This is a genomic window from Paenibacillus sp. GYB006 (assembly GCF_036577645.1).
Classification (GTDB): Bacteria; Bacillota; Bacilli; order Paenibacillales; family Paenibacillaceae; genus Paenibacillus.
On record NZ_JARBDA010000002.1, the window covers coordinates 232,156 to 254,868 of the forward strand.

20 protein-coding genes are annotated in these 22,713 nt (G+C 44.1%); 18 read left to right on the forward strand and 2 right to left on the reverse strand.

Going from position 1 to position 22,713, the window contains the following annotated elements:
- The first annotated feature begins 20 nt into the window (after window positions 1–20).
- From PV403_RS06540 to PV403_RS06550, 3 genes are read left to right on the forward strand one after another with little or no spacing between them, the layout of a single operon-like run.
- Window positions 21–929, forward strand: a complete 909-nt coding sequence (locus PV403_RS06540) for an FAD binding domain-containing protein (RefSeq protein ID WP_332083931.1) — start codon at window positions 21–23, stop codon at window positions 927–929.
- A 30-nt stretch (window positions 930–959) separates the two neighbouring features.
- On the forward strand, window positions 960–3,320 hold the full coding sequence (gene pucD / locus PV403_RS06545) for a xanthine dehydrogenase subunit D (protein WP_332084283.1): 2,361 nt from the start codon (window positions 960–962) through the stop codon (window positions 3,318–3,320).
- Window positions 3,317–3,817, forward strand: a complete 501-nt coding sequence (locus tag PV403_RS06550; protein ID WP_332083932.1) for a (2Fe-2S)-binding protein — start codon at window positions 3,317–3,319, stop codon at window positions 3,815–3,817. The genes pucD and PV403_RS06550 overlap by 4 nt, the downstream gene beginning before the upstream one ends.
- A gap of 122 nt (window positions 3,818–3,939) precedes the next feature.
- Here the strand turns inward: PV403_RS06550 and PV403_RS06555 are convergent, their stop codons facing one another.
- The gene (locus PV403_RS06555) at window positions 3,940–4,140 is read right to left on the reverse strand and encodes a hypothetical protein (RefSeq protein ID WP_332083933.1); all 201 of its coding nucleotides are present in this window, start codon (window positions 4,138–4,140) and stop codon (window positions 3,940–3,942) included.
- 303 nt (window positions 4,141–4,443) lie between these two features.
- Between PV403_RS06555 and PV403_RS06560 the strand changes: the two genes are divergently transcribed.
- From PV403_RS06560 to PV403_RS06595, 8 genes are all read left to right on the forward strand, one after another.
- On the forward strand, window positions 4,444–4,956 hold the full coding sequence (locus PV403_RS06560) for a nucleoside deaminase (protein WP_332083934.1): 513 nt from the start codon (window positions 4,444–4,446) through the stop codon (window positions 4,954–4,956).
- An 87-nt stretch (window positions 4,957–5,043) separates the two neighbouring features.
- Window positions 5,044–6,075, forward strand: coding sequence for an ABC transporter substrate-binding protein (locus tag PV403_RS06565; protein ID WP_332083935.1), 1,032 nt, complete (start codon window positions 5,044–5,046; stop codon window positions 6,073–6,075).
- A gap of 191 nt (window positions 6,076–6,266) precedes the next feature.
- A complete protein-coding gene (locus PV403_RS06570) occupies window positions 6,267–6,593 on the forward strand; it encodes a YnfA family protein (RefSeq protein WP_332083936.1) in 327 nt (108 codons plus the stop codon).
- A 207-nt stretch (window positions 6,594–6,800) separates the two neighbouring features.
- On the forward strand, window positions 6,801–7,868 hold the full coding sequence (locus PV403_RS06575; protein WP_442951749.1) for a LacI family DNA-binding transcriptional regulator: 1,068 nt from the start codon (window positions 6,801–6,803) through the stop codon (window positions 7,866–7,868).
- A gap of 16 nt (window positions 7,869–7,884) precedes the next feature.
- Window positions 7,885–9,063 carry a Gfo/Idh/MocA family protein gene (locus PV403_RS06580; protein ID WP_332083938.1) on the forward strand — a complete coding sequence of 393 codons (1,179 nt, stop codon included), beginning with the start codon at window positions 7,885–7,887 and terminating at the stop codon, window positions 9,061–9,063.
- Window positions 9,060–9,782, forward strand: coding sequence for a ThuA domain-containing protein (locus PV403_RS06585; protein ID WP_332083939.1), 723 nt, complete (start codon window positions 9,060–9,062; stop codon window positions 9,780–9,782). Before PV403_RS06580 ends, PV403_RS06585 begins: the two co-directional genes overlap by 4 nt.
- Before the next feature lie 34 nt (window positions 9,783–9,816).
- The gene (locus PV403_RS06590; protein ID WP_332083940.1) at window positions 9,817–10,923 is read left to right on the forward strand and encodes a Gfo/Idh/MocA family protein; all 1,107 of its coding nucleotides are present in this window, start codon (window positions 9,817–9,819) and stop codon (window positions 10,921–10,923) included.
- 186 nt (window positions 10,924–11,109) lie between these two features.
- Complete coding sequence (locus PV403_RS06595; RefSeq protein ID WP_213531307.1) at window positions 11,110–11,460, forward strand: hypothetical protein; 351 nt, start codon at window positions 11,110–11,112, stop codon at window positions 11,458–11,460.
- Window positions 11,461–11,578: 118 nt separating this feature from the next.
- On the opposite strand, the gene PV403_RS06600 is transcribed toward PV403_RS06595, so the two are convergent.
- A complete protein-coding gene (locus tag PV403_RS06600) occupies window positions 11,579–12,928 on the reverse strand; it encodes a lytic polysaccharide monooxygenase (RefSeq protein WP_332083941.1) in 1,350 nt (449 codons plus the stop codon).
- 379 nt (window positions 12,929–13,307) lie between these two features.
- On the opposite strand from PV403_RS06600, the gene PV403_RS06605 reads away from it, so the two are divergent.
- From PV403_RS06605 to PV403_RS06635, 7 genes are all read left to right on the forward strand, one after another.
- Window positions 13,308–14,468, forward strand: coding sequence for a type III polyketide synthase (locus PV403_RS06605; RefSeq protein WP_332083942.1), 1,161 nt, complete (start codon window positions 13,308–13,310; stop codon window positions 14,466–14,468).
- Window positions 14,455–15,168 (forward strand): methyltransferase domain-containing protein, encoded by a 714-nt coding sequence (locus tag PV403_RS06610; protein ID WP_213531311.1) that lies wholly within the window; start codon window positions 14,455–14,457, stop codon window positions 15,166–15,168. The genes PV403_RS06605 and PV403_RS06610 overlap by 14 nt, the downstream gene beginning before the upstream one ends.
- Before the next feature lie 28 nt (window positions 15,169–15,196).
- Window positions 15,197–16,372 carry an NAD(P)/FAD-dependent oxidoreductase gene (locus PV403_RS06615; RefSeq protein WP_249716944.1) on the forward strand — a complete coding sequence of 392 codons (1,176 nt, stop codon included), beginning with the start codon at window positions 15,197–15,199 and terminating at the stop codon, window positions 16,370–16,372.
- A gap of 263 nt (window positions 16,373–16,635) precedes the next feature.
- Window positions 16,636–17,619, forward strand: a complete 984-nt coding sequence (locus PV403_RS06620) for a sugar phosphate isomerase/epimerase family protein (RefSeq protein WP_249716945.1) — start codon at window positions 16,636–16,638, stop codon at window positions 17,617–17,619.
- Window positions 17,616–18,290, forward strand: a complete 675-nt coding sequence (locus tag PV403_RS06625; protein WP_249716947.1) for a hypothetical protein — start codon at window positions 17,616–17,618, stop codon at window positions 18,288–18,290. Before PV403_RS06620 ends, PV403_RS06625 begins: the two co-directional genes overlap by 4 nt.
- Before the next feature lie 47 nt (window positions 18,291–18,337).
- On the forward strand, window positions 18,338–20,641 hold the full coding sequence (locus tag PV403_RS06630; protein ID WP_249716949.1) for a helix-turn-helix domain-containing protein: 2,304 nt from the start codon (window positions 18,338–18,340) through the stop codon (window positions 20,639–20,641).
- A gap of 427 nt (window positions 20,642–21,068) precedes the next feature.
- A complete protein-coding gene (locus tag PV403_RS06635; protein ID WP_249716951.1) occupies window positions 21,069–22,694 on the forward strand; it encodes an extracellular solute-binding protein in 1,626 nt (541 codons plus the stop codon).
- Window positions 22,695–22,713 lie beyond the last annotated feature (19 nt).

Sequence of the window (22,713 nt, forward strand, 5' to 3'; positions counted from 1 at the left end):
GTGAAGTAAGGGGTGTGAATATGGGAATTGGATCTGAACGAGTCGTGTATCCCGAGTTATGGCAACCGGAAAGTATGGAAGAAGCAAGAAAGATCGCGAATAATGTATCGCCTCATTACCAGTGGGCGGCAGGGACCACCTTATTACGAACCCAGTGGGAAATGGGAACGGCACCTGTACCAAAGCACCTGATTAGTCTTGCGAATATACGAGAGCTGAATGCGTGTACTGCAGAAGAGGACGGATTACGTATCGGTGCATTAATGAGGCTGAATGCCTGTGCTACCTTTGAGAGGATTCAATCTCATTTTCCTTTACTAAGTCAGGCTATTGACGTGATATCCGCACCATCGATCCGAAATCTGGCTACGCTTGGCGGTAATATCGTATCTGGAGTGGGAGATTCCATTCCTGTGCTGCTCGTATATGAAGCAAGTTTACGATGGATGACAGACAAGGGACTTATGGAGAAAAAACTAACGGAATGGTTGGAAGAATGGCGCAGGGGACAGCGAAGTGCGGACCATTTTCTCACTGAAATCTGGATTCCACTACCTGAGCCCAAATCCGAGGAGGAGAGCCACACCGTCTCGTTTTTCAAAAAAATCGGAAGAAGAGAAGCTTTTACACCTGCGCTTGTCACGATCGCCTTTCATGGAACTTTGAACTCTCAAGGAGAATGGTCTTCACTAGCTATGGCGGCAGGAGGAGGTTCAGGAACAGCGATGAGGCTCATTGAAACTGAAAAATGGATTCGAGAGTTTCCTGTGAGCGGGCTGCCTTTGTCTGAACTAATGAAGCAAGTACAAGATGAATTTGTCACGATTAGCGATGTGTTTGCTACCGATTCTTATCGTAAACAAGCGGTTGCCGGTTTATTTGCCTCTGAATTATGGAAGAGTATGAGAACCGTAAGGAACTCCGTATAACCGCGTCCATAGGAGAAGGGAATGGGGAATATGCTGCTAAACAAAGAGACCAGTGGGGGTAAGTGGCACAGACGTCCAGATGGAAGAGAAAAAGTAACGGGTACCCTGCAGTATCTGACAGATAAGTCACTGCCAGGTATGCTTTATGGCCGGGTAAAACGAAGCGATCATCCGTATGCCCGAATTAGAAGCGTGGATACCTCCGCTGCAGAGGTTTTACCAGGGGTCCATCAGGTGTTGACTCATAAGGATGTGCCTGGGCTAAATGGATTTGGCATTGCTACTCCGGATCAACCTGTATTTTGTGATGATTTCGTAAGGTATACGGGGGATGCGATTGCCGCGGTTGCTGCGGATACGCCTGAGATTGCAGAACAGGCACTTCATCTGATTCGTATCGACTATGAAGTGTTGTCTCCTATAAGTTCTCCTGAGGCTGCTCTTATAGAAGGGGCGCCTTCTTTGCATCCCGCCGGAAATATACTGCACCGAACAGAGGTAAAGCGGGGCGATGCAAAGACTCATCTTCAAAAAAGCGACTTCGTTATCAAAGAAGTGTATTATACGCCCCGGCAAATGCACACCTATATGGAGACAGAAGGTGGTTTATTTGTCCCGGAAGACAATGGTAGATTAACCGTTTATGCGCCGACACAGCACGGGTATAAAGACCGGATGCAGTTATCACGCATTCTGAATATGCCCGAAGAGTCTATTCGTGTGGTATCAAGCCCGATCGGCGGTTCTTTCGGCGGGAAGGATGAACTGAATGTTCAGCCATATGGTTCACTTTTGGCGTTAAAGACAGGACGCCCGGTTAAATTTCATAATTCCCGTAAGGAATCGGTACGTGCTGGACTCAAGCGCCATCCGATGAAAATAGAGATGGAGACGGGTTTTACTAGAGAAGGGATGATGACTTCCCATCTTGTCCGCATTTTATCGGATACAGGAGCTTATGCGACACTTGGAGCGCCTGTACTTAACTTTGCAACAGAGCATTCGATGGGACCGTACCAAATTCCGAGTGTGGATGTAGAAGGGTTGTCTGTCTATACGAATAATGGGGTTTCTGGAGAATTTCGTGGATTTGGAGGCAATCAGGCGATCTTTGCGATGGAGGGACAAATGGACCGGGCGGCGGCGTTACTTGGAATAAATCCCTGGGAGATTCGGCGGCGTAATTTGCGAAGCAGCACAGATCCAGGACCGCTTGGGCAGCAGATTCTTGCCACAAATGGACTATACGAAGTATGGGAAGCTGTAGATCATTCCGAACTGTGGAAGAAAAGGAATGGACAAATGGATACAGAAGGAACAGAGGTTGTCCCTTTCATCGATTTTTCGTCAGAATCACTGTCACACTCTTCAGCAGCGCCTTGGATAAAAAAAGGAATAGGCGCTTCTCTTGCGATGCATGGTGCCGGCCTTGGTTACGGGATTCCAGACCCGGCCGGGGGAAGACTAAAGCTGAATGCTTCAGGTAAAATCGAAGTTGCTTTTAGTTATGAAGAGTTCGGGCAAGGACTTGTAGCTACGCTAGAGATCATGTTATGCGATATTTTCCGTTGCACCCCGGCAGATCTAGAGATTGTAATTGGAGATACAGACCGGGTTCCGCACAGTGGTTCAAGCACCGCTTCACGGTCCACAACGATGGCTTGGATGGCTTTACAGCGCTTGAAGACCCCTTTTTCCGACACTTTAATAGAACTTTGTGCGAAGATAGCCGGGCTGCCTGCATCTGAGTTAGTTACAGGAGCGGGAGGGATTTGGCACAGAAGCCATAATTCGGATTTAAATGAACAAGAGAAGAAAGTGTTATCTTATTTGGAAATTGCGAACCTTGCTTCTGAAGAGGACCTCACCTTTGATACGAAATTTCAGTATCCAACAACACCCGATGAAGTGATGGGCGGACATTTTCTCTATACCTATGCTGCGGTAATTGCGGAAGTGGAAGTCAACACGCTGACAGGTGAGGTAAAAGTAGAAGAGATTAAACATATCGTTGCTGCGGGTCCTGTCATGAATCCAATGGGTTATATAGGCCAGATTGAGGGAGGAAGCGGGATGGCACTCGGCTTTACCTTAATGGAGGATGCGATAATGGATCATAGCATGTATGTAACGACCAATCTGGATACGTATTTGATTCCTACCTTTCAGGATATGCAGCAAAAAATCACGGTGGAAGCAATTGAAGATTTGCCTGAAAATGATCCTTTTGGACCTAGAGGCATCGGTGAGATCGGTTCCGTGGCGCTCGCTCCGGCCATTGTATCGGCGATTCACCAAGCAACGGGGATTTGGCTGAATAAATTGCCGATTAATAGAGAACAGCTTACTATTCCGCTGCATTCTGAATGGAAAGAAGGGGTTAATCCATGAGAGAGGGCACAACATACATGAACTGGAATGGCACAATTAACGGGAAGCAGTTGGAGATGGAGGTGCCTGCGACGGAGCGGATGGTGACGATTCTCAGAGACCGTCTACTGCTGACGGGCACCAAAATCTCCTGTGAAATCGGCAGATGTGGGGCTTGTATGATATTACTTGGTGGGGAACCGGTGAATTCCTGTCTGCTCATGGCTTATCAATGTGCCGGGCAGGAGATTCAGACCATTGAAGGGCTTGCTCCTTCTAACGAGACGGATCTGCATCCGGTTCAGCAAGCTTTTATTGATGAAGGCGGATTTCAGTGCGGTTATTGTACACCCGGAATGATTCTATGTACGACCAAGTTACTCGAACAGCATCCTAATCCATCTACGGAGCAGATTGAAAAGGCACTTTGCGGCAATCTTTGTCGCTGTACTGGGTATAGCGGGATCATCCGTGCGGTACAGCAAGCGGCAGCTACATCTAGAGCTGAACATGAATAAACGAGAACAGAAAAGAGAATAGATAAAAATGATCCCAAAAGAATAAAGGAGCCCCGAATCCATAAGGAGACGGGGCTTTATCGTTTATGTGAGATCCAAATGTAAATGATGATCGTGATATCTTATTTATCGATTTGTGTAGTGATCCAGAAGGTAATGAGTGTAACTGCACTCAGTGCAGAGATGAGAAACAACACGTAACCTATTTTCGTGCGGGTAGTAGCGTGCTGATCGTAAAAGTCCGTTTTTTTACGGAAACATCCTGTCCGCAGCTCGGCGACCATGCTCATGACTACCAAACTAAATGAAATGATGAATTTCACTACGAAACCACCTCACCATCTATATATGTAAATATAATCCAATATAACGCATTTAGAATGTCAAAATCAATTTTTAATAAGTTATTTATAAAACAATGTGTAATGTTCTCTTTTGTTGACATTATATGTTAAGTAACATGGGGTATTATCTTATACTCATAGAAAAAGGATAACTCTTATGTCTATTTTCACAAAAAGTGTAGTGGTTCTTATTCATCATACCGAATGTGTGTTAGATTAATTGACGCAGAAAATGGATATAGCTAAAATCGAACTATAGCAGAGAGACAAGGAGCGATGAACATGGGGAGTCAAGACAATCAGAAAGAACACCTTACTTTTTTACAAAGAGCGATTGAAATTTCACGGATGGCTCGCGAAAGCGGGAACACGCCGTTTGGCGCTTTGCTAGTTGACAAAGACGGCCGCATCTTAATGGAGCAAGGCAATGTGGAGATCACAGAACATCGCTGCACAGGTCATGCAGAGACGGCTTTAATGGAAAGGGCATCGCATACATATACTCCAGACTTTTTATGGAATTGTACCTTATATACGACGGCAGAACCTTGCGCGATGTGTGCGGGAGCCATGTACTGGGGCAATCTCGGCAGAGTGGTATATGGGATATCCGAGAAGGAGCTCCTTGCACTTACTGGGGATGATCCGCAGAATCCAACCTTTGATCTGCCCTGCCGAGAAATCTTCGCAAGAGGTCAGAAGAGAATTGAGGTCATTGGACCTTTTCCTGAACTTGCAGATGAGATTGCTGCCGTACATGAAGGCTTTTGGAACAGCAGTAAGGCGAAAGCCTGAATGAAAGCCCATCTCTTCTTAAGAAGAATTAGACTATTTTAAATAGAGAAGAAGGAAGAAAAATAGGGGAAGCGGAGAGTGATGGGGATGAAGAAATCAGGGGAACGCCACAAAAAGTCGGTTAAGATTGGAGCATTATTGATTGTTTTGAGTATGGCTTTAACTGCCTGCGGAGGAGGAACCAGCTCAGACAACCCTGATCAGGCCGCAGGTACCCCAGAGCAAACAACGAAAACAAATGTGAAAGTAGTACTCAACTGGTTTGCTAAATCGGAGCACGGTGGTTTTTACGCAGCGGAAGAAGAGGGTATCTATGATGCCAAAAATCTTGATGTGACGATTGAACCTGGTGGTCCGCAGGTATCTTCTATTCAGATTGTAGCTTCCGGAAAAGCGGAGTTTGGGGTAGCGCATGCGGACCAAATTTTGCTCGCACGTAAAGAAGGAATTCCCATTGTAGCCCTGGCTACTACGTTCCAAATCAGCCCGCAAGCACTGATGTACCATGAAGAATCAGGTATTACTGATTTTGGAGACTTGAATGGACGGACGGTATTTATCCAACAAGGTCAGCCTTATTGGGAATTTCTCAAACATAAATATAAACTGGATACCGTCAAAGAAGTAGCGTATACCGGACAACATGGTAATTTTATTGAAGATCCACAGTCTGCCAGTCAATCTTTCGTTAATGGAGAGCCTTATGTAGTTGAGAAACAAGGCGTGAAAGTGAAGACAAAATTAATTGCTGATTCTGACTATAAACCGTATGCGGCCGTTATTTATACGACGGAGAAATACCTGAAAGAAAATCCAGAAACCGTGAAAGCTTTTATCGGCGGGACGGTGGAAGGCTGGAATGATTACAAAGAGAACTACGAAAAAATCAACAAAAAAATAAATGAAGTGAACACAAACTTATCTGAAGATGAAATCGCATTTGGTGAAGAAGCTCAGCGTGAATATGTGTATGGTTATGATGCTGAAGAATATGGAGTTGGCTACATGACGGAGGAGCGCTGGACGGAACTCATGAAGCAGCTTATAGAAATCGGTCTTCTCGATAAAGAGATGGATGTAAAAACTGTGTTCACCACGGATTATTTACCTGAACATTAGAGAGATAGACGAGACGACAGCGCACATCATTTAAATAGGAACCTTGCTCATTCAAGTGGAGCAGGGTTTTTCTTATAATGAGAACTTTAATTTATGAAACAGGATATCTCTTCCGTCCGTTACCATCGCTTATTCTGCTATAATCACTAACATTGAGACAATACCAGGCTGGCAAAAGGAGAAAGTAAGAAATGATATCTATATTTATATTCATGATCGCGGGACTTGCGGAAATCGGAGGTGGATATTTAGTCTGGTTATGGCTTCGCGAGGGAAGACCGTATTGGTATGGTATTGTGGGTAGTCTGGTTCTTGTCTTATATGGGATTATTCCAACACTGCAGCAGTTCCCTTCATTTGGGAGAGTATACGCAGCCTATGGAGGAGTATTTGTCATTATGGCTGTACTTTGGGGCTGGGGGGTTGATAAAAAGACACCCGATGTATACGACTGGATCGGTGCATTGTTATGTCTGGCAGGGGTAGCAGTCATGTTATGGGCTCCGAGGAACGGGTGAGGTATAAGAAGTCTTTTTCATAGATCAGGACAATCACCATATACATAAATAGATAAATGAAATGTAGGGTTGAATCATTAGGATTAGTCATTAAGATGTTTGAAATTGTGGTGTTGTAAGACACGCTTTTCAAGCGTCTTATTTTACTTTTATTATTGACAGTAATGGAAAGACATGAGAAAATGTACGCGCGTACATTAAATGGAAATGAGTGGATATCTTATCGCTACACGAAAGGAAGTTGCCGAATTTGCCGGGGTATCGGAAGCTACCGTATCCAGAGTCTTAAATGGGGTTGGCCCCATGAAAGAAGAAACGCGCTCCAAGGTACTTCGTGCAGCAGAGAAACTGGGATATGTGCCGAGTGCGCTTGCACGCAGTTTTGCGAGAAATCGGAGTGGTAATCTTGGTGTCGTTCTGCCGTATATCCCCAAAGCACGATTATTCTCAAGCTATTATTTCTCAGAAATGCTAAGCGGTATCGGCAGTGCCGTTCGTGAGCAAGGTTATGATCTGCTTCTGTTATTTCGAAGTGAGCAGGAACCGCAGGAATATGAATCTTTTTTTCTGGCTCAGAAGGTAGATGCTATTATTATTCTGGGCTCTAGGGATGAGCCGGGTGAGCGGGAAGCCATACGCAAATTGAAAGATGCAAAACATCCTTTTCTTGTGGTGAACCAGCATTTTAAAGGAGAATCATTTCCTGAAGTTGATGTGGATCATGAGGAAGGCAGCAGGCAGGCTGTCTCACATTTGATTCAGCAAGGATGCAAACATATTGGATTTTTAAATGGACCTTTAACGTATTCCAACAGTGCAGATCGTCTGTCAGGTTATCAAAAGGCTCTGGCCGAAGGAGATCTTCATCTCGATTCAAGTTATTTGTTCGAAGGTAATTTTAGCCGCCGAAGCGGATATGAGGCAGCAGAGAAAATGAGGGAGCTGCTTCCAGAGATGGATGGCTTGTTTGTCTCAAACGATCGTATGGCAATCGGTGTGCTGCAAAAGTTCAGAGAATGGCAAATTCCTGAAGAGAAATACCCGAAAATAGTCGCATATGATGATTCGGATGCAGCTGAAATTACTGTGCCTCCGCTTAGCAGTGTAAGCGTTCCTTTTTATGAAATGGGAATGATCGCAGCTAATAAATTACTCCAAATAGGTAATGATGCAGAGCTCTTCCGTACATGGTTTGACGAACCTGTAAGAGAATTGCTGCAAGCTGAGCTTATTGTTCGGGCTTCTTCTAGAAGGAATACCCATGTAAATAACTAACGAGGAGGATGTAAGGATGAGTTCAATTCGTGTTGGAATGGTAGGATATAAATTTATGGGAAAGGCGCACAGTAATGCCTACCGAAGTGTCCCTATGTTCTTCCCAAAAGTAAAAAAACCAGAGATGGCCGTCATCTGCGGACGGGATGAAGCAGCCGTAAGAGAAGCGCAAGAGCAGTTTGGCTGGCAGGAAAGTGTGACCGATTGGAAAGAACTTGTACAGCGCGAAGATATAGATCTAATTGATATCAATGCACCAAGCAACGCACATAAAGAGATTGCACTTGCTGCTGCAAAAGCGGGCAAACATATTTTTTGCGAAAAACCGTTAGCGCTTTCACTTGCCGATTCTCGTGAGATGCAAGCTGCGGCGGAAGCAGCAGGGATTAAGCATATGATCGGTTTTAATTATCGTTTCTCACCTGCGGTACAGCTTGCTAAGGATCTGATTGAAAGCGGAAGACTCGGTAAAATCTATCATTTTCGCGCGACATTTTTACAGGACTGGATCTTGGACCCTGAATTCCCGCTCGTATGGCGTTTGCAAAAAGAGATCGCTGGTTCCGGTTCGCATGGTGATCTTGGCGCTCATCTTATTGATATGGCTCGTTTTCTGGTAGGAGAATTTAAGGAAGTCGTCGGTATGAGCGAGACCTTTATCAAAGAGCGTCCCATTGCATCAGCAATGACTGGGCTTACGGCTACAAAAGGAAATGCGGATACGGAAAAAGGGCCTGTCACTGTAGATGATGCGACGCTGTTTCTAGCTAGATTTGAAAACGGTACCATTGGAAGCTTTGAGGCAACGAGGTTTGCCGCTGGTCATCGCAGCACGAACTCTTTTGAGGTGAATGGCAGTAAAGGCAGTGTCAGATTTGATTTTGAACGGATGAATGAGCTGGAAGTTTATTTTACAAGTGATGAGGAAGATGTACAAGGTTTCCGCCGGGTACTCGCAACCGATGGGGCTCACAAATACGCAGAGGCGTGGTGGCCTGCAGGACATCCAATTGGATTCGATCAGACGTTTACTCACGAGATGGTAGAGTTTATGAACGCAATCGAAGAAGATCGCCAGCCGGTTCCTAATTTTTCAGATGGAGTAGCTTGTCAGGCCGTATTAGAAGCAGTGGAGAAGTCAGTACAGGAACGTCGCTGGGTTGAACTTACTGAAATGGAGGACATAAACCAATGAAAAAAGCACTGATTGTATGGGGTGGATGGAATGGTCATGAACCTGAGTTGGTATCGGCATTATTTGATGAGTGGCTTACCGAGGCTGGTTTTGAAGTAGAACGGGCAAATACACTGGATGCTTATGCTGATGCAGAAAAACTTCGCGAACTGGATCTGATTGTACCGATGTGGACAATGGGCACGATCGAACAGAAATATGTGGAGAATGTGTCAGCTGCAGTCATTGGCGGAGTAGGCCTTGCTGGGTGCCATGGAGGAATGTGTGATTCCTTCCGAACGAATGTGGATTGGCAGTTTATGACGGGCGGGCAATGGGTAGCTCATCCAGGCAATGACGGAGTCGAGTATACGGTGGAGATCAAGAATAGTTCAAGTCCGCTGCTTGCAGGGATAGACAATTTTCAGGTGAAAAGTGAGCAGTATTATCTTCATGTTGATCCAGCAGTAGAGGTTCTTGCTACGACCAGATTCCCGCAAGTAGAGGGGCCTCACAGTGCAAATGGTGCTGTCGATATGCCCGTAGTATGGACGAAAAAATGGGGGCAAGGCCGGGTGTTCTATAATTCGCTGGGCCATCATGCGGATATTATGGAGCAGCCTTCTGTCAGAGAAATCATGACTCGCGGTCTCTTATGGGCTGCAGAAGGAAAGAATTTAGTCGATTCAAGAAATACTGCCGCGAGTGCTTATACAGGCATGGCCGATAACCAGCTGTAAAAGAATATGAACTTGGTGAAGGGAGATTTTACGCTTGGAAAAAGTGAAGGTAGGTATTATTGGCTGCGGTAAAATCAGCGGAATTTATATGGAGAATTGCAGTAAGTTTGAAATCCTCGAACTTGTTGCCTGCGCCGATCTGGATTTGGATCGAGCCAAGGAACAAGCAGCAACGTATCAGATTCCTAGAGCGCTTACGGTTCCCGAATTGTTAGCCGATCCTGAGATTGAGCTTGTTATCAACCTGACGATTCCAGCGGTCCATGCGAGTGTATGTTTAGAGGCGCTTGAGGCAGGGAAACATGTCTACGTGGAAAAACCGCTGGCCGTGACTCGGGAAGAAGGAAAACAAGTACTAGACCGCGCGGCTGAGCTTGGTTTACTAGTGGGCTGCGCACCAGAGACTTTCTTTGGAACAGGAATTCAGACCGCTCTGAAAATGATTGAAGAGGGACGTATTGGGACTCCAGTTAGTGCAGCTGCTTTTATGATGAGCCGTGGACATGAACATTGGCATCCCGATCCCGAATTCTATTATGCTGCAGGCGGAGGCCCGATGTTTGATATGGGACCTTATTATTTAACAGCGCTGATACAGCTGCTTGGCCCGATTGCAAGCATTACCGGTATGACAAGTGCCGCGCTTGAAGAACGGGAGATTACTAGTGAAAAGAAACGTGGGCAGAAGGTTAAGGTCGATATTCCCACACATGTCACGGGTCTTATCAGATTTCAAGGTGGAGCAGTAGCAAGTATAATTACAAGCTTTGATATCTTTGGCGGAAGTACTCTTCCAAACATGGAGATCCACGGTACGAAAGGAACACTTCTCGTTCCAGATCCGAACACCTTTGGTGGTCCAGTAAAATGGAGAGGGGTGGGAGATTCAGAGTGGACCGAGGTTCCGCTTATCCCAGGATATGATAGAAATACACGGGGAATTGGACCTGCAGACATGGCTTACGCCATTCGTAGTGGGCGCAGCCATAGAGCAAGCGGTGAACTTGCGTACCATGTACTTGAAGCGATGTGGGCATTTCATGATGCATCAAGCGAAGGCAAACATTATACGATGCAAAGTACATGCGAAACTCCAAAACCGCTTCCTACGGATCTTCCTTTATATACGCTTGATCAGTAATGATCCTTACACTAGCCCCTTGCGTTTGCAAAGCGGGCTTTTTTTATCTCCCTTATCTTATCGAATTCTCTTAAAAGTTGTAGGGCAACCGTAGAAAAACATCAGAAAACATAAAAAAGTGTTGTAAATCTTATAATACCTAGTATAATACTCGGTAAAAGAGAGCGAAGGAGATGCAGGTTGACTATGAACATACAAAATCAAACAAAGTCTTTACAAATGGATGATTATTTAGACCTCTTGAATTATGCAACCCAACTGAAGGATGAAGCATGGAGACAGTCGATTATGGAGCAAATCCGTAGTTGTGCAGCGAAATCTGTTCAGCAAGAAGAGTTGCCTGCCCGGAGCGATCTATGGGTTCGATTCGATGCACTTAATGATGAATTACTTGAACTTTTTAAACAATTAAAAGAAGAGACAGATTTGAAAGTGAAGAAAAAAGTGACTGAACAAATCTGGCAATTAAAATATGAACGCGTCACCATTTCGAGACAGCTTGAATCGATTGTGAATGCTAAACCTAGTTCTACCTAATTAATATATCTTTAAAATAAATCAACTAACCATATAGTTTATTGTTGCAGAAAAGCCGACATCATCAAAAAGGAGACCCTCTATGGGTCTCCTTTTTGATGATGAAACGGTTTAATGATTAATTAACAGACCAAAGGGCTGGTGTTGTAACAGGTTCCCATCCGGTTAAAGCGGTATGAGGTTGAATGCATTTATAGACAACCCCGTTATAAGTAACAAGGTCATTCGCTTTGTAGGTGGTTCCAGAAGACCATTCCGGTGCTGACGTTGACGGAGCAGAAGTCGTGACGGTTAATGCATTGCTAGCAGCGGAAACATTCCCTGCAGCGTCCTTCGCTTTCACAGTAAAGGTATAATTCGTGCTGCCTGTAAGACCAGTGACTGTGTACTCAAGTGTTGATCCAGACACACTACCTACTCGTGTATTGCCATTATAGATATCATAACCGGTTACAGCTACGTTATCAGTGGAGGCAGACCACATAAGAGAAACGGAATTGGCATTTACGGTCATAGAATGAAGTCCGCTCGGAGCTGAAGGAGCTGTAGTATCAGGTGTAGCAACAGCAGCTGTTTGTACGGTCAGTACATTACTAGCAGCAGATACGTTTCCAGCAGCATCCTTTGCTTTCACTGTAAAAGTATAACTTGTGTTTGCTGTTAAACCAGTAGCTGTATAAGTCAGAGTCGATCCTGAAACGGTGCCAATGAGCGTAGTTCCACGGTAAACATCGTAGCCAGTTACACCTACATTATCCGTAGCTGCATTCCAAGCCAGGGATACCGCCGTAGGTGCTACGTTAGAAGAACGCAGGCTCGCTGGTGCTGTTGGTGCAGCTGTGTCCGCTGCTCCGCCGCCACTGCCTGCAATATTTGCATCAATTGTATTGTAGAAAGCGTTTCCAGTATCGGAGATTTCCCATACTGCGAGAATAATATGATACCCGCTGCGGTCCGAAGGAATGTCGCAAGTATGCGTTACAGTAAAGTCAGGTCTTTTTCCTCCGTCATCAATTTTACAAAAGAGTTCAATGTTGGAACGAGTAATCGGTTTACTTTGATCCCAGCCTGGTTTAGTAATGTAATATTTCCATTCTTTTGTTGCGTGGGCTGCTGTTAACGTCCAGTTAAAAGTATTGCTACCCGAATTCATATCAACTTTTTTCCATCTTGTTGGAGATTGTTCATTCATTTCTGGGAAGATGCCAGCTCCAGAAATTTGACCATCAGCAGGGCCTGCTGCAGGAAAGTTACCTTTTGCTTCAAGCGATTGAGGTTCATATTGTACATTACCACAGCCTGTATTCTGTCCTTGTTTACACAAGAAAGCACGGCTTTGCGGGGAGTTTAGGTACCCGTGTGCTGAAGCGATTCCTGCGGTTACTAAACCTAATACAAGAGCAAATGCTAAGCCAAGCAAAATACGAAAACGGAAATTTTTTCTTTCAAGCAAGCTTTGTTCTGTCAAAATTAGTTGCCTCCTTCAAAATGGGATGACTGGTATTTAATTACCAGTTGCACTCTTATTTTTATTGATTTCAAATGATTTGTTAAGGGTAAATAATTATAAAAGTGGGATAAAAATTTCGTATTATGTCACTTTTAATACCATTTGTGTAGTAAAAACGCTTGATAATTTTCTTGTGTGAATATTGTGTTACCTAATTTGAGAAGATTTGACCCGTTTTCTTTCTTGAATGAGACGTTTCATTACCTATTCAATTCAGAGAACATCATACTTATCGAAAGAGATGAATACAGATAGTTAATACAATAGGGTTAACGAAAGAACGGTTATTCCTGAACCCAATGAACGAAATTCGTTTAATTCAATGAGGAGGTAAAAGATGACACAAAATTCACAATTCACTGGCATTTCTATATTAGGCATGGGTACCGCACTGCCTTCACATCCCATCCCTCAAGCAGATATATCGGAACTGATCACCTCTTCCCTCCAGGACCGGCCCGACCTGGCCCGGTTTGCACGAAGGATATTTAGATCATGTGGAGTAGAGATGCGCTATACAGTTGAGCCGGAATTCACAAAAAAATCTTCAGCCGAGTGCAGATATTTGCCATCAAATGATTTATCCCGGGTGCCTACTACGGAAGAACGAATGAATACATACAAAAGGGAATCTGTTCCCCTTGGGCTTACGGCTGCGGAAGCAGCATTACTTGACAGCGGTGTAGATAAAAGTGAAATTACGCATCTGATTACAGTGAGCTGTACGGGTCAGTTTCTTCCTGGGCTTGATGTGATGTTAATGAGAGAGCTTGGTTTATCACCACGCGTGAACCGGCTTCCGTTGATTTTCCAAGGATGCGCGGCGGGTCTCAAAGCGATCCAAATGGCAAGAGATGTAGTTCAAGGTTCTCCGGAATCAAAAGTTCTCGTTGTTTGTGTAGAACTGAGTAGTTTACATTTTCAACCTGCTATGGATCGAGAGGCATTATTTGCAGCTTCCTTCTTTGGAGACGGGGCCGCTGGGTGCGTGATTGGAGAAGCTGACAAGAATCATAGTTCCTATTTCGAACTTGGAAAAGGGTACTCCGTTCTTCTACCCGATTCAACGGAAGATATGACGTGGGAAGTGGGCAATGCGGGATTTGATCTCTACCTTTCTCCTCGAATTCCAAAACTTTTAGGTGAATATCTTGCTCCAGAGTTAGAACTACTCTTAAGAGGGGACAAGCATCCTGAATTATGGGCAATCCATCCGGGCGGAAAAGGTATTGTCGATTCGGTGCAAAATGTGCTTGGACTTCGTGACGATCAGACGAAATACAGCAGGGATATTCTTAAGAACGCAGGGAACCTGTCATCTGTCACGATTATGTTTGTACTTGCTGCCATGCGTCAGGATATGAGAGATCAAAATCAGGACATAACGAAGGGGATTGCTATGGCCTTTGGTCCTGGACTTACCGCAGAACTGATGCAGTTTACTTATGTCCCTGCCTATCAAGCAGCTGAAACGGAGCCTTCCCATGTCTATCTTTAGAAATCTTTCAACAAGAGCAAAAGAAGATGAGCTTATGGATGATTTCTCCCTTGGTGGAGAAGAACTGAGCGAAGCACTCAAGCATTTGCGAAGATTGAACAAGATTTTTGGAGCAGCTGGTCCTACTTGTTATGGAGTGGAGAAGCTATGGACGGAGATGGGTAGACCCAGTGAGCTGACACTGCTTGATGTTGGTGCCGGATCAGGAGACGTGAATCGCAAACTTCTTACATGGGCAGACAGCAGAGGAATTGGGATGAAGATTACCCTTGTCGATCTGACGGAAGAAGCCTGTGAAGAAGCCCGGCTATATTTTCGGGATGAAAAGCGGGTAAATGTGATTAGGGCTGATGTAAAGTCTCTGCCGGAAGGATATGCAGATATTGTTACGGGTTCTCAGTTCGTACATCATTTCGAGGGACAGGAGCTCGTTGAAATCGTGAGTCACATGTTGAAGTCTTCCAAATATGGTGTGGTTATTAACGATATTCACAGGCATCCGGTACCTTACACGGCGGTATGGTTAACGACACGAATCATATCACGGAACAGGTATATTCGGCACGATGGTCCGCTTTCTGTCGCCAAAGGATTTACACACAAAGACTGGAGCGACCTAAAATCAAAACTGAATCATAAGACGATGACCTATTCATGGAAACCTTTATTCCGCTATGCGGTTGTCATACCTAGAGAGTGAAAATAGAAGAAGAAGGGAGGATGGAAAAATGGACAACGTGGATAACATGGATAACATGATCGATGTGGTTATTATGGGGGCCGGTATTGGAGGCAGCGCGGCTGCCATCCAGCTAGCTGAAAAAGGGCATCAGGTTCTGCTTATTGATCGGCAAGCATTCCCAAGACATAAAACATGCGGCGAATTTATGTCTCCAGAGACCAAGGAGATGCTGGCTTATCTTGGAGTGAATCCACTAGAGCATGGAGTTAAACCGACAACGATGAAACAAGCCAGGATTATTTTGCCGAGTGGCAAAGAAATGGAAGCGCGTCTGCCAGGTGAGGCATGGGGCATCAGCAGGTATGAACTTGACCTTATGCTTCATAAAAAAACGCTGGAACTCGGCGTCAAGATCAAGACTAAAGCGATGGTTACAAATGTTCAGCAACAAGAAGATCACACTTATCTCATAGAGACAAAGCAAGGGCAATTGAGGGAAACTTATCATGCCAAAGCAGTCATTGGAGCTTACGGTATTCGAAAGCCTCGAGGGGTTCCAACGGATCAGGAGGCAGAACGAAGGGACCTGGAAGTGTTCGTTGGCGTGAAGTCACACTATACAGGGATACAAGCAGCAGATGAGGTGGAACTGTATTTTTGCGATGGGGGATATGTGGGGATCTCACCTGTGAATGAGGGTGTAGTTAACATAGCCGCATTATTGTCCTTTGATATGGTGCAGCGCAGTGGTAAATCGATCGAGGAGATTCTAAGCGAAGCAGCCTCTTCGAATTCTCGGTTATCAGACCGGTTGTCGAAGGGAACGCCAGTACAAGGTACTCAGGTATCTATATCCCCTGTAAGATTATCCGAAGAACCGGAACCCTGGTCTTTTTTTCCACATATAGGTGATGCTATGCTCATGATTCCGCCGCTCTGCGGAGATGGAATGTCGATTGCGCTTCGTTCTTCGATGATCTGTTCGATTGCTACAGACCAGTATCTGAAAGGGAAGCTGACTTATTTGGAGTGGGAGAGTAATTACACCTTGGAAGCGAATCGGGAGTTTTCCGATTTACTGCGCAGAGCCAGAAGGATTCAAAAGATGGCTTTTTCGAAAGCAAATCAAATTTTCCCCATCATCGGCCAATTATTTCCGAGCCTTTCTTCCTATCTGGTGAAATCAACACGGTTATCTGAACTTGGTGTAACTAGGTCATAGGCATAGTGCTCGTGAGGTTACTTATAAAATAACGACGAACTGTACTCTTTTTAAGAGTACAGTCAGACTGTAGACAAACTGGTTTAAACTAGTTTGCCTGCAGTTTTTTTTATTTCTCGGGAAATCGCATCGTTTTACAAAAACTACGTGATGCTTCTAACAATGTAAAATTAACACTTCCTTGTTACTCTACATACTTCTAGTTAACAATAACCCCTTACAATGGAAACAGGTCATGTTTTGTGTGAGCGGGAAACTATCATATGAAGGGATGGAGTGAGATGGAAAAAGGGGATTATTCATTTTCGACATGTTGGAACATTAAACGTTATATGGATGATGGACGAGGTATGGTTGAGGAGATAAAGGAGCTTGGATTTCAGCAGGTTGAGCTTAACTATAATGTAACGGACGTTCATTTGAGTGCAATCGAGCCGATGATTGAACGTGGAGAGATCGGGATCTCAAGTGTACATAACGTATTTCCTCATACCCCTGATCCGGATTATGGTACGGATTCGGTGCTTCTAGGTTTTGAGGATGAGATGAAACGTAAACGGGCCGTGGAGACCTTAATTGGATCGATGGAATATGCACATCGGTATGGGGCAAAGGCGGTTGTTGTTCATCCTGGTGAAGTTCCATTTGAGAATGAAATTGATTCGAGGCTAAAAAAGATCTATAGGGAAGAAGGTCGTAATTCAGCTCTTTATGAGCGTGTTTTTCAAGAAATGTTGAACAAGCGGGACCAGGCGGCACCTAAGTACCTGAACACGATCGTGCAAAGTCTTACAGAAGCTTGTGAATATGCAGCGAAAAAGCAATGGAACATCGCGATTGGTATCGAAACACGTTCACGCTGCAATCAAATGCCTACACTAAAGGAAGCGAAGATGATATTGATATGTGATGAACTAGCAGGAGCTGGTGTTTACTTATGGTATGACATCGGGCATGCCACCATGATGGAACGTATGGGTCTCTATGATAATAAGGAGCAGCTGCAAGAAGTGCTTCCTTATATATATGGTGTTCATATTCATGAAACGGTCGGCTTGTCAGACCATTATTGTCCTTATATCCACAGTCAGGATCGAGATGATTTTGATCGTTTCCTTCCGGCCATAAATCAGGCAAAAGTAAAAGTTTATGAGCTGAAGTCAATCTGTACGCCAGAAGAAATTCATGCTAGTCACAATCTGTTGCTTGAGAAACTAAAAGTAGGAACGGAGGAATGGATGCGATGAACACCTCTCACTCGAAGGATGTATGGCTAAAATATGCACCGTATCTCATGTTTGATTTACATGAACCATTTTATCCAGAAGCAGTGGGGGTTTCTATACTGGAGATGCCAGCAGTATCTCCTTCGTTTCGCAGGTCGTTTCCAGGTTCAGAGTCACAGGTGAAGCAGGTCATTGAATATGCCATCTGGTGGGATTACGAGATTGGGCATTTGTACGAGATGGAGCATGTATGGGTCTACGTGGGTAACGATGGCCAAGTAGTGGATTGTGAGGCGAGTTTTCATGGCAGAGTGCTGAAAGGTCTGCTGAAAGATCGCAGTAATTTGATTGAAGATACGCATGTACGTTTGTATTCTCAGCCGGGCAAGCATGCTTTTTCGCCAATTCCTACCCTGTTTGAACTGCTTCCTAATTTATATCAGGCTGCAGGAAGCCAAGCGGGGATAGATGGTCTGCTTGTGACTGATCTGTTCTGTGAATACTTCTCTACGAATGATGAGATCGATGCGAAGGTAAGGGAGTATCTTCAGACCTTTGCCTTTGTTCCTACCATGGAGTTTACCGAATATAAGTTTACGGGGGAGCTTATGATGCCCTGGAATGATTTATTTCATATGGTTCCAAGAAGAATTGAGAACCAGGTAAGAGAACTCGGATTGCAATTACCTTAGTGAATCTAATCTATAAAAATCTCGGTACCGGAAGGACGGTGTGATGATTGGGACAACTCTATCAGAAAGAAGGGATCATTGCGAGAAAAGGATATAAGCGTATGCTGCTGTCCTATTTACCGCTTGTACTCATATCCATTTCTGCGGTTGTCTTTATTTCTTTTATCATCGTTACCGACTTGATGACCCAAGAAGCGAAGAGGGCCGACACGCTAACCGCTAAACGTGTTGTCGATACGATCGAAGGAGCGGCTCGTGATATGGAAAGCACTGTTCTTCGTGAACTGGCGGTGAATCGACCCTTATACAATTTTATGAATACCTCCCCTAATGACAACATGAGGCTCATTCAATATGAGCTGTCTACAGATTTAAATAAACTGGCGGAGAGTTATCCTGCAATTCAGTCACTTTATGTATATCGATCGGAAGATGCAATGGTTTTAACTTTACAGGAGATTATGCCGCTCTCTGAGTTCTCAGATAAGGAATTTATAGCGGCTCATTTTCCTTTGACAGAAACCGGGAATTGGCTGAGCGCAAGGTTATTTACAGATCAGCGTTCTACAAAGTCAACACAGGTTCTTTCATTAATTCAACGTTTCCCCCTGCCGCTTGGAACGGAGGGGATTGTTGTGGTCAATGTGAATGTAGAGAAACTGATTGCACTGTCAACCGATATGCGCAGTGATGATTTATCGGTGATGAAGATTAGTGATATGAAAACCGGTAATTTGCTCTATTCCACAAATGAGATGGAAACAGAAAGACGACACGATGACTTACAGGTGGATAATAGATATACCTTTCAGTATCGCTCGGATTATCTTGGCTGGACATTCTACAGCGGTATAAAAGAAGGTTCGTTGTTTGCATGGGTTTCCTTCCTATCTTATATTTGGATCGCTATTGGTATTTTAGTGCTGCTTTCTTGCGTATTTGCGAGTATCTATATTATTAAGCGTAACTATCGACCGGTAGAGCTACTGATAAGCAGGATTCAACAATTTCCTCTTCAAGATCTTCCCAAGCAGAAAGCAGCGGATGAGTTTGCTTATATTGAGAAGGCACTGGAGAATTTGGTCGAGACAAATAAACGATATGAACAAAGGCACCAGGAAGATTGGATGCTGGGGAAGCGGCAATTTATCCGAGATTGGTTGGAGGGAGAAGCAGCTATTTCAGAATGGGAAGAAAAAGCACGACAATTCGAAATTCCAGTCGATGTTCATTTATGTACCGTGGCTCTTATCGAATTAGAGCTTGATTTAGATTTTCAGAGACAGAATCAGGATCTGGACCAAAAGGTTTTGAAGTTTTCTCTAGCGAACGTTGTTCGAGAGCAGTGGCAGCAAGAAGGACATTTGGAATTGGAATGGGTGGCTTCGGATCGGCTTGTTGTTGTGTGGCTGCACGAAGTGGATTATGTCCCGGAGAATATTCAGGATCAGGTGAAGCAACTTGAAGAACTGGTGAGTTGGATAAAAAAACATCTAGGAATCATCGTTCGAATTGGAGCCGGACGCCTGGTTTCACACCACTTAGAAGCAGCTATCTCCTATCATCAGGCGCGTCATGCACTGAGGTATAAGCTAATTAGCGGGAACGTCATGATGTACGCTCACATGGAGAGGACATCTCCCTATTCAGCATATACTTATTACCGCCATGTGGCGGAATGTATAAGACATTTACATACGATGAACGATGTTTGGCGGGAAGAGACCGAAACTATTTTCGAGCAAATGGAGAGAGAGCGGCTGGCGGATGAAGAAATCTATGCAATCATTGACTACGCAGCGATGCTGCTGCTGGAAGAGGTAGAAGGGATAGCCGCTTTTGATGTGAAGAATAAACTTCGAGACCAAGTGGCAATGATGCAAGAAAAGGTGGGGAAGGAAGCTTTTTTTCCAGGATTATATAGTGTGTTTAGTGAACATCTGGAACGTTTCTACGTGCGGTATTGTACCTACAAAAAATCAAATAAATATCAGGAAACGATTAATCGGGTTAAACAGTACATTGAGCAAAATTACACAGATCCAGATCTATCCCTCACACAAATCAGCGATAAATTCGCCTTGAAACCCAAGTATGCAAGTCAACTTTTCAAAGAAGAATTCGGTATGAAATTCGTCGATTTTCTACTGAGACTGCGAATGGAAGAAGCGAAGAAAAAACTGAATGAAACAGAGGATTCGGTACAAGATATCGCTTTACAGATTGGATATGCGACCTCTATCTCATTTGGGCGAATGTTTAAGAAAATGGAGGGAATAACCCCTGGAGAGTATCGTAAAATGAAAAGTCCTCATCTCGAATCTTCGCGATTGGAACAAGCTGTGAAATGAGGGAATGGTATTTCAAGAAGAAAATATTTACATGTCTCTTGACGAGAGGAGTACAGCCAAACGGCTGTTTCCGATCATTTGCGTCAAGGGGCATTTTTTATTACGAAGGAAAAGGAATGAATGAACCATTATCCGGGGTACGTTGAGGAATTCTATTATTGTAAGCCCATACTTGTACGTAAACAGTACATTATTGCCCGATTCGCACAATATCTGCAGATATAAGTTGATCATCGGAATCTGGTTTATCAAGAAACGGAGAACCCTTGCTGGATAAGGGATTTAGACTAATGAACGGCATAGGGAAATGGTCTATTTCGTCTTAGGTCAAATTCAAGTTATAACAAAGATGCGAACCTTAGCCGATACGGATTTCGGTTAAGGAAACGCTTATCCATGGAGAAGATGGAAGGGGATTGAAAGGGAAATGGTAAACCGTGATGTAGCAGCTAAGTTTTGGATGAAGAAGCGATGGGGAAGAGGGATATCAGTTATATTAACTTCGGCATTTGTCGTCGGTTTATTGTCAGGCTGTGGCAGTACCGCGATGACAGCTGAAAGTGAGAAAGTGCAAGAGGGCGCGAAATCTTCTTCAAGTAACGTAACCTTAGAAATTGAAGTGTATGAGCGGGGAGAAGCGCCAACAGGTACTTCGGTAACAGACAATTATTTGACACAGTTCGCACAGACAAATTTCGGAGATCCTAATGGAATTACATTAGAATACGTACCGGTTCCACGCTCAGAGGATGTTCAGAAGCTGAATGTCATGATGGCCTCGGGTGAAGTACCTGACATTATTTTTACTTATGACGAGAATCTTGTATATAACTATGCAAAGCAAGGTGGATTAACAGAACTAGATTCTTTACTGGATGAGCATGGATCTAACTTAAAAAGTTTCCTAGGTGAAGAAACACTTGAATATGGAGTCTTTGAAGGAACTCAATATGCGGTTCCAGCAAAAAGGGTCAATATTGGTAAATACGCTTCTTATATTCGTCAAGATTGGCTGGATGAGTTAAGTCTACCTGCGCCACAAACGACGGATGAAGTGTATGAAACGTTAAAAGCTTTTAAAGAAAAGAAACCAGGAGGTGCGGATCAGGTGATTCCCCTCGGATTTTCTTTGACACCGGCTTCTTATGAACCTATCATATGGGGACTCACAGAAAAACTGACGGAAGAGCAAAGTATTACGCTGACACATCAGTTAGGTTCACGTGACTATCCAACGCTGCTGCCTGGTCATAAAGAAGCACTACGCTTTCTGAATAAGTTGTATTTAGAAGGGTTGATGAGTCCGGATTTTGCACTGGATAAGGATAAGAAGAAACTGAACCAAGATATTCAGACAGGTAAAGTGGGAATGTTCGGAGCTGACAGCATCGAACCGCTGCATGAGACATACAAGAACTTGAAGACCAATGTTTCTGGAGCAAAGCTTACCGCGATTGATCCTTATACCAACAGCACAGGTGATCATTTCAAACCACTGTACAAACCGGCAGGCTTGTACATCATTATTCCAAAAGCAAGCAAGCATGCTGCTGAGGCGATTCAATACCTCGATTGGATGGCACAGGAAGATACACTATTTTTGATGCAAAATGGAGAGGAAACGAAACATTATAGTCTAGAGGAAGGTATTCCTGTTCGTCTAGATACGGAAGATGCCAAGAAAGATCTATTTAACACAGGGGATATGGCGATTATCAGCAATGGACAGGACTTCGGTGATGCAGAGAAGAACAAAATGGCTGACTTAATGTCCTTATCTGAAGAAGATCGCGAATTAGGCAAACAAGTTAGAGACATTACACTTGTAGATGGTGTGAAACCGGTACGCTTTGACAAACCACTTGAATCACAGATTAAATATGGAACCTTACTTCAGGAAAAATATGATGAGCTGGTAGCTAGGTCGATACTGGCAAAAGCGAATGAATTCGATGCAACTTACGATATGCTGCTGGGCGACATGATGAAAAGTGGCGGAGAAGCGATATTAAAAGAACGTCATGAACTTTACCAGGCGATGAAAAAGCAATAATCATTTCATCCACACACCT

Excerpts from the sequence above, each read along its gene's own strand:
- PV403_RS06540 (WP_332083931.1), top strand. The coding sequence starts at position 21 with ATGGGAATTGGATCTGAACGAGTCGTGTATCCCGAGTTATGGCAACCG.
- pucD (WP_332084283.1), top strand. The coding sequence starts at position 960 with ATGCTGCTAAACAAAGAGACCAGTGGGGGTAAGTGGCACAGACGTCCA.
- PV403_RS06550 (WP_332083932.1), top strand. The coding sequence starts at position 3,317 with ATGAGAGAGGGCACAACATACATGAACTGGAATGGCACAATTAACGGG.
- PV403_RS06560 (WP_332083934.1), top strand. The coding sequence starts at position 4,444 with ATGGGGAGTCAAGACAATCAGAAAGAACACCTTACTTTTTTACAAAGA.
- PV403_RS06565 (WP_332083935.1), top strand. The coding sequence starts at position 5,044 with ATGAAGAAATCAGGGGAACGCCACAAAAAGTCGGTTAAGATTGGAGCA.
- PV403_RS06570 (WP_332083936.1), top strand. The coding sequence starts at position 6,267 with ATGATATCTATATTTATATTCATGATCGCGGGACTTGCGGAAATCGGA.
- PV403_RS06575 (WP_442951749.1), top strand. The coding sequence starts at position 6,801 with ATGAGTGGATATCTTATCGCTACACGAAAGGAAGTTGCCGAATTTGCC.
- PV403_RS06580 (WP_332083938.1), top strand. The coding sequence starts at position 7,885 with ATGAGTTCAATTCGTGTTGGAATGGTAGGATATAAATTTATGGGAAAG.
- PV403_RS06585 (WP_332083939.1), top strand. The coding sequence starts at position 9,060 with ATGAAAAAAGCACTGATTGTATGGGGTGGATGGAATGGTCATGAACCT.
- PV403_RS06595 (WP_213531307.1), top strand. The coding sequence starts at position 11,110 with ATGAACATACAAAATCAAACAAAGTCTTTACAAATGGATGATTATTTA.
- PV403_RS06605 (WP_332083942.1), top strand. The coding sequence starts at position 13,308 with ATGACACAAAATTCACAATTCACTGGCATTTCTATATTAGGCATGGGT.
- PV403_RS06610 (WP_213531311.1), top strand. The coding sequence starts at position 14,455 with ATGTCTATCTTTAGAAATCTTTCAACAAGAGCAAAAGAAGATGAGCTT.
- PV403_RS06615 (WP_249716944.1), top strand. The coding sequence starts at position 15,197 with ATGGACAACGTGGATAACATGGATAACATGATCGATGTGGTTATTATG.
- PV403_RS06620 (WP_249716945.1), top strand. The coding sequence starts at position 16,636 with ATGAAGGGATGGAGTGAGATGGAAAAAGGGGATTATTCATTTTCGACA.
- PV403_RS06625 (WP_249716947.1), top strand. The coding sequence starts at position 17,616 with ATGAACACCTCTCACTCGAAGGATGTATGGCTAAAATATGCACCGTAT.
- PV403_RS06635 (WP_249716951.1), top strand. The coding sequence starts at position 21,069 with ATGGTAAACCGTGATGTAGCAGCTAAGTTTTGGATGAAGAAGCGATGG.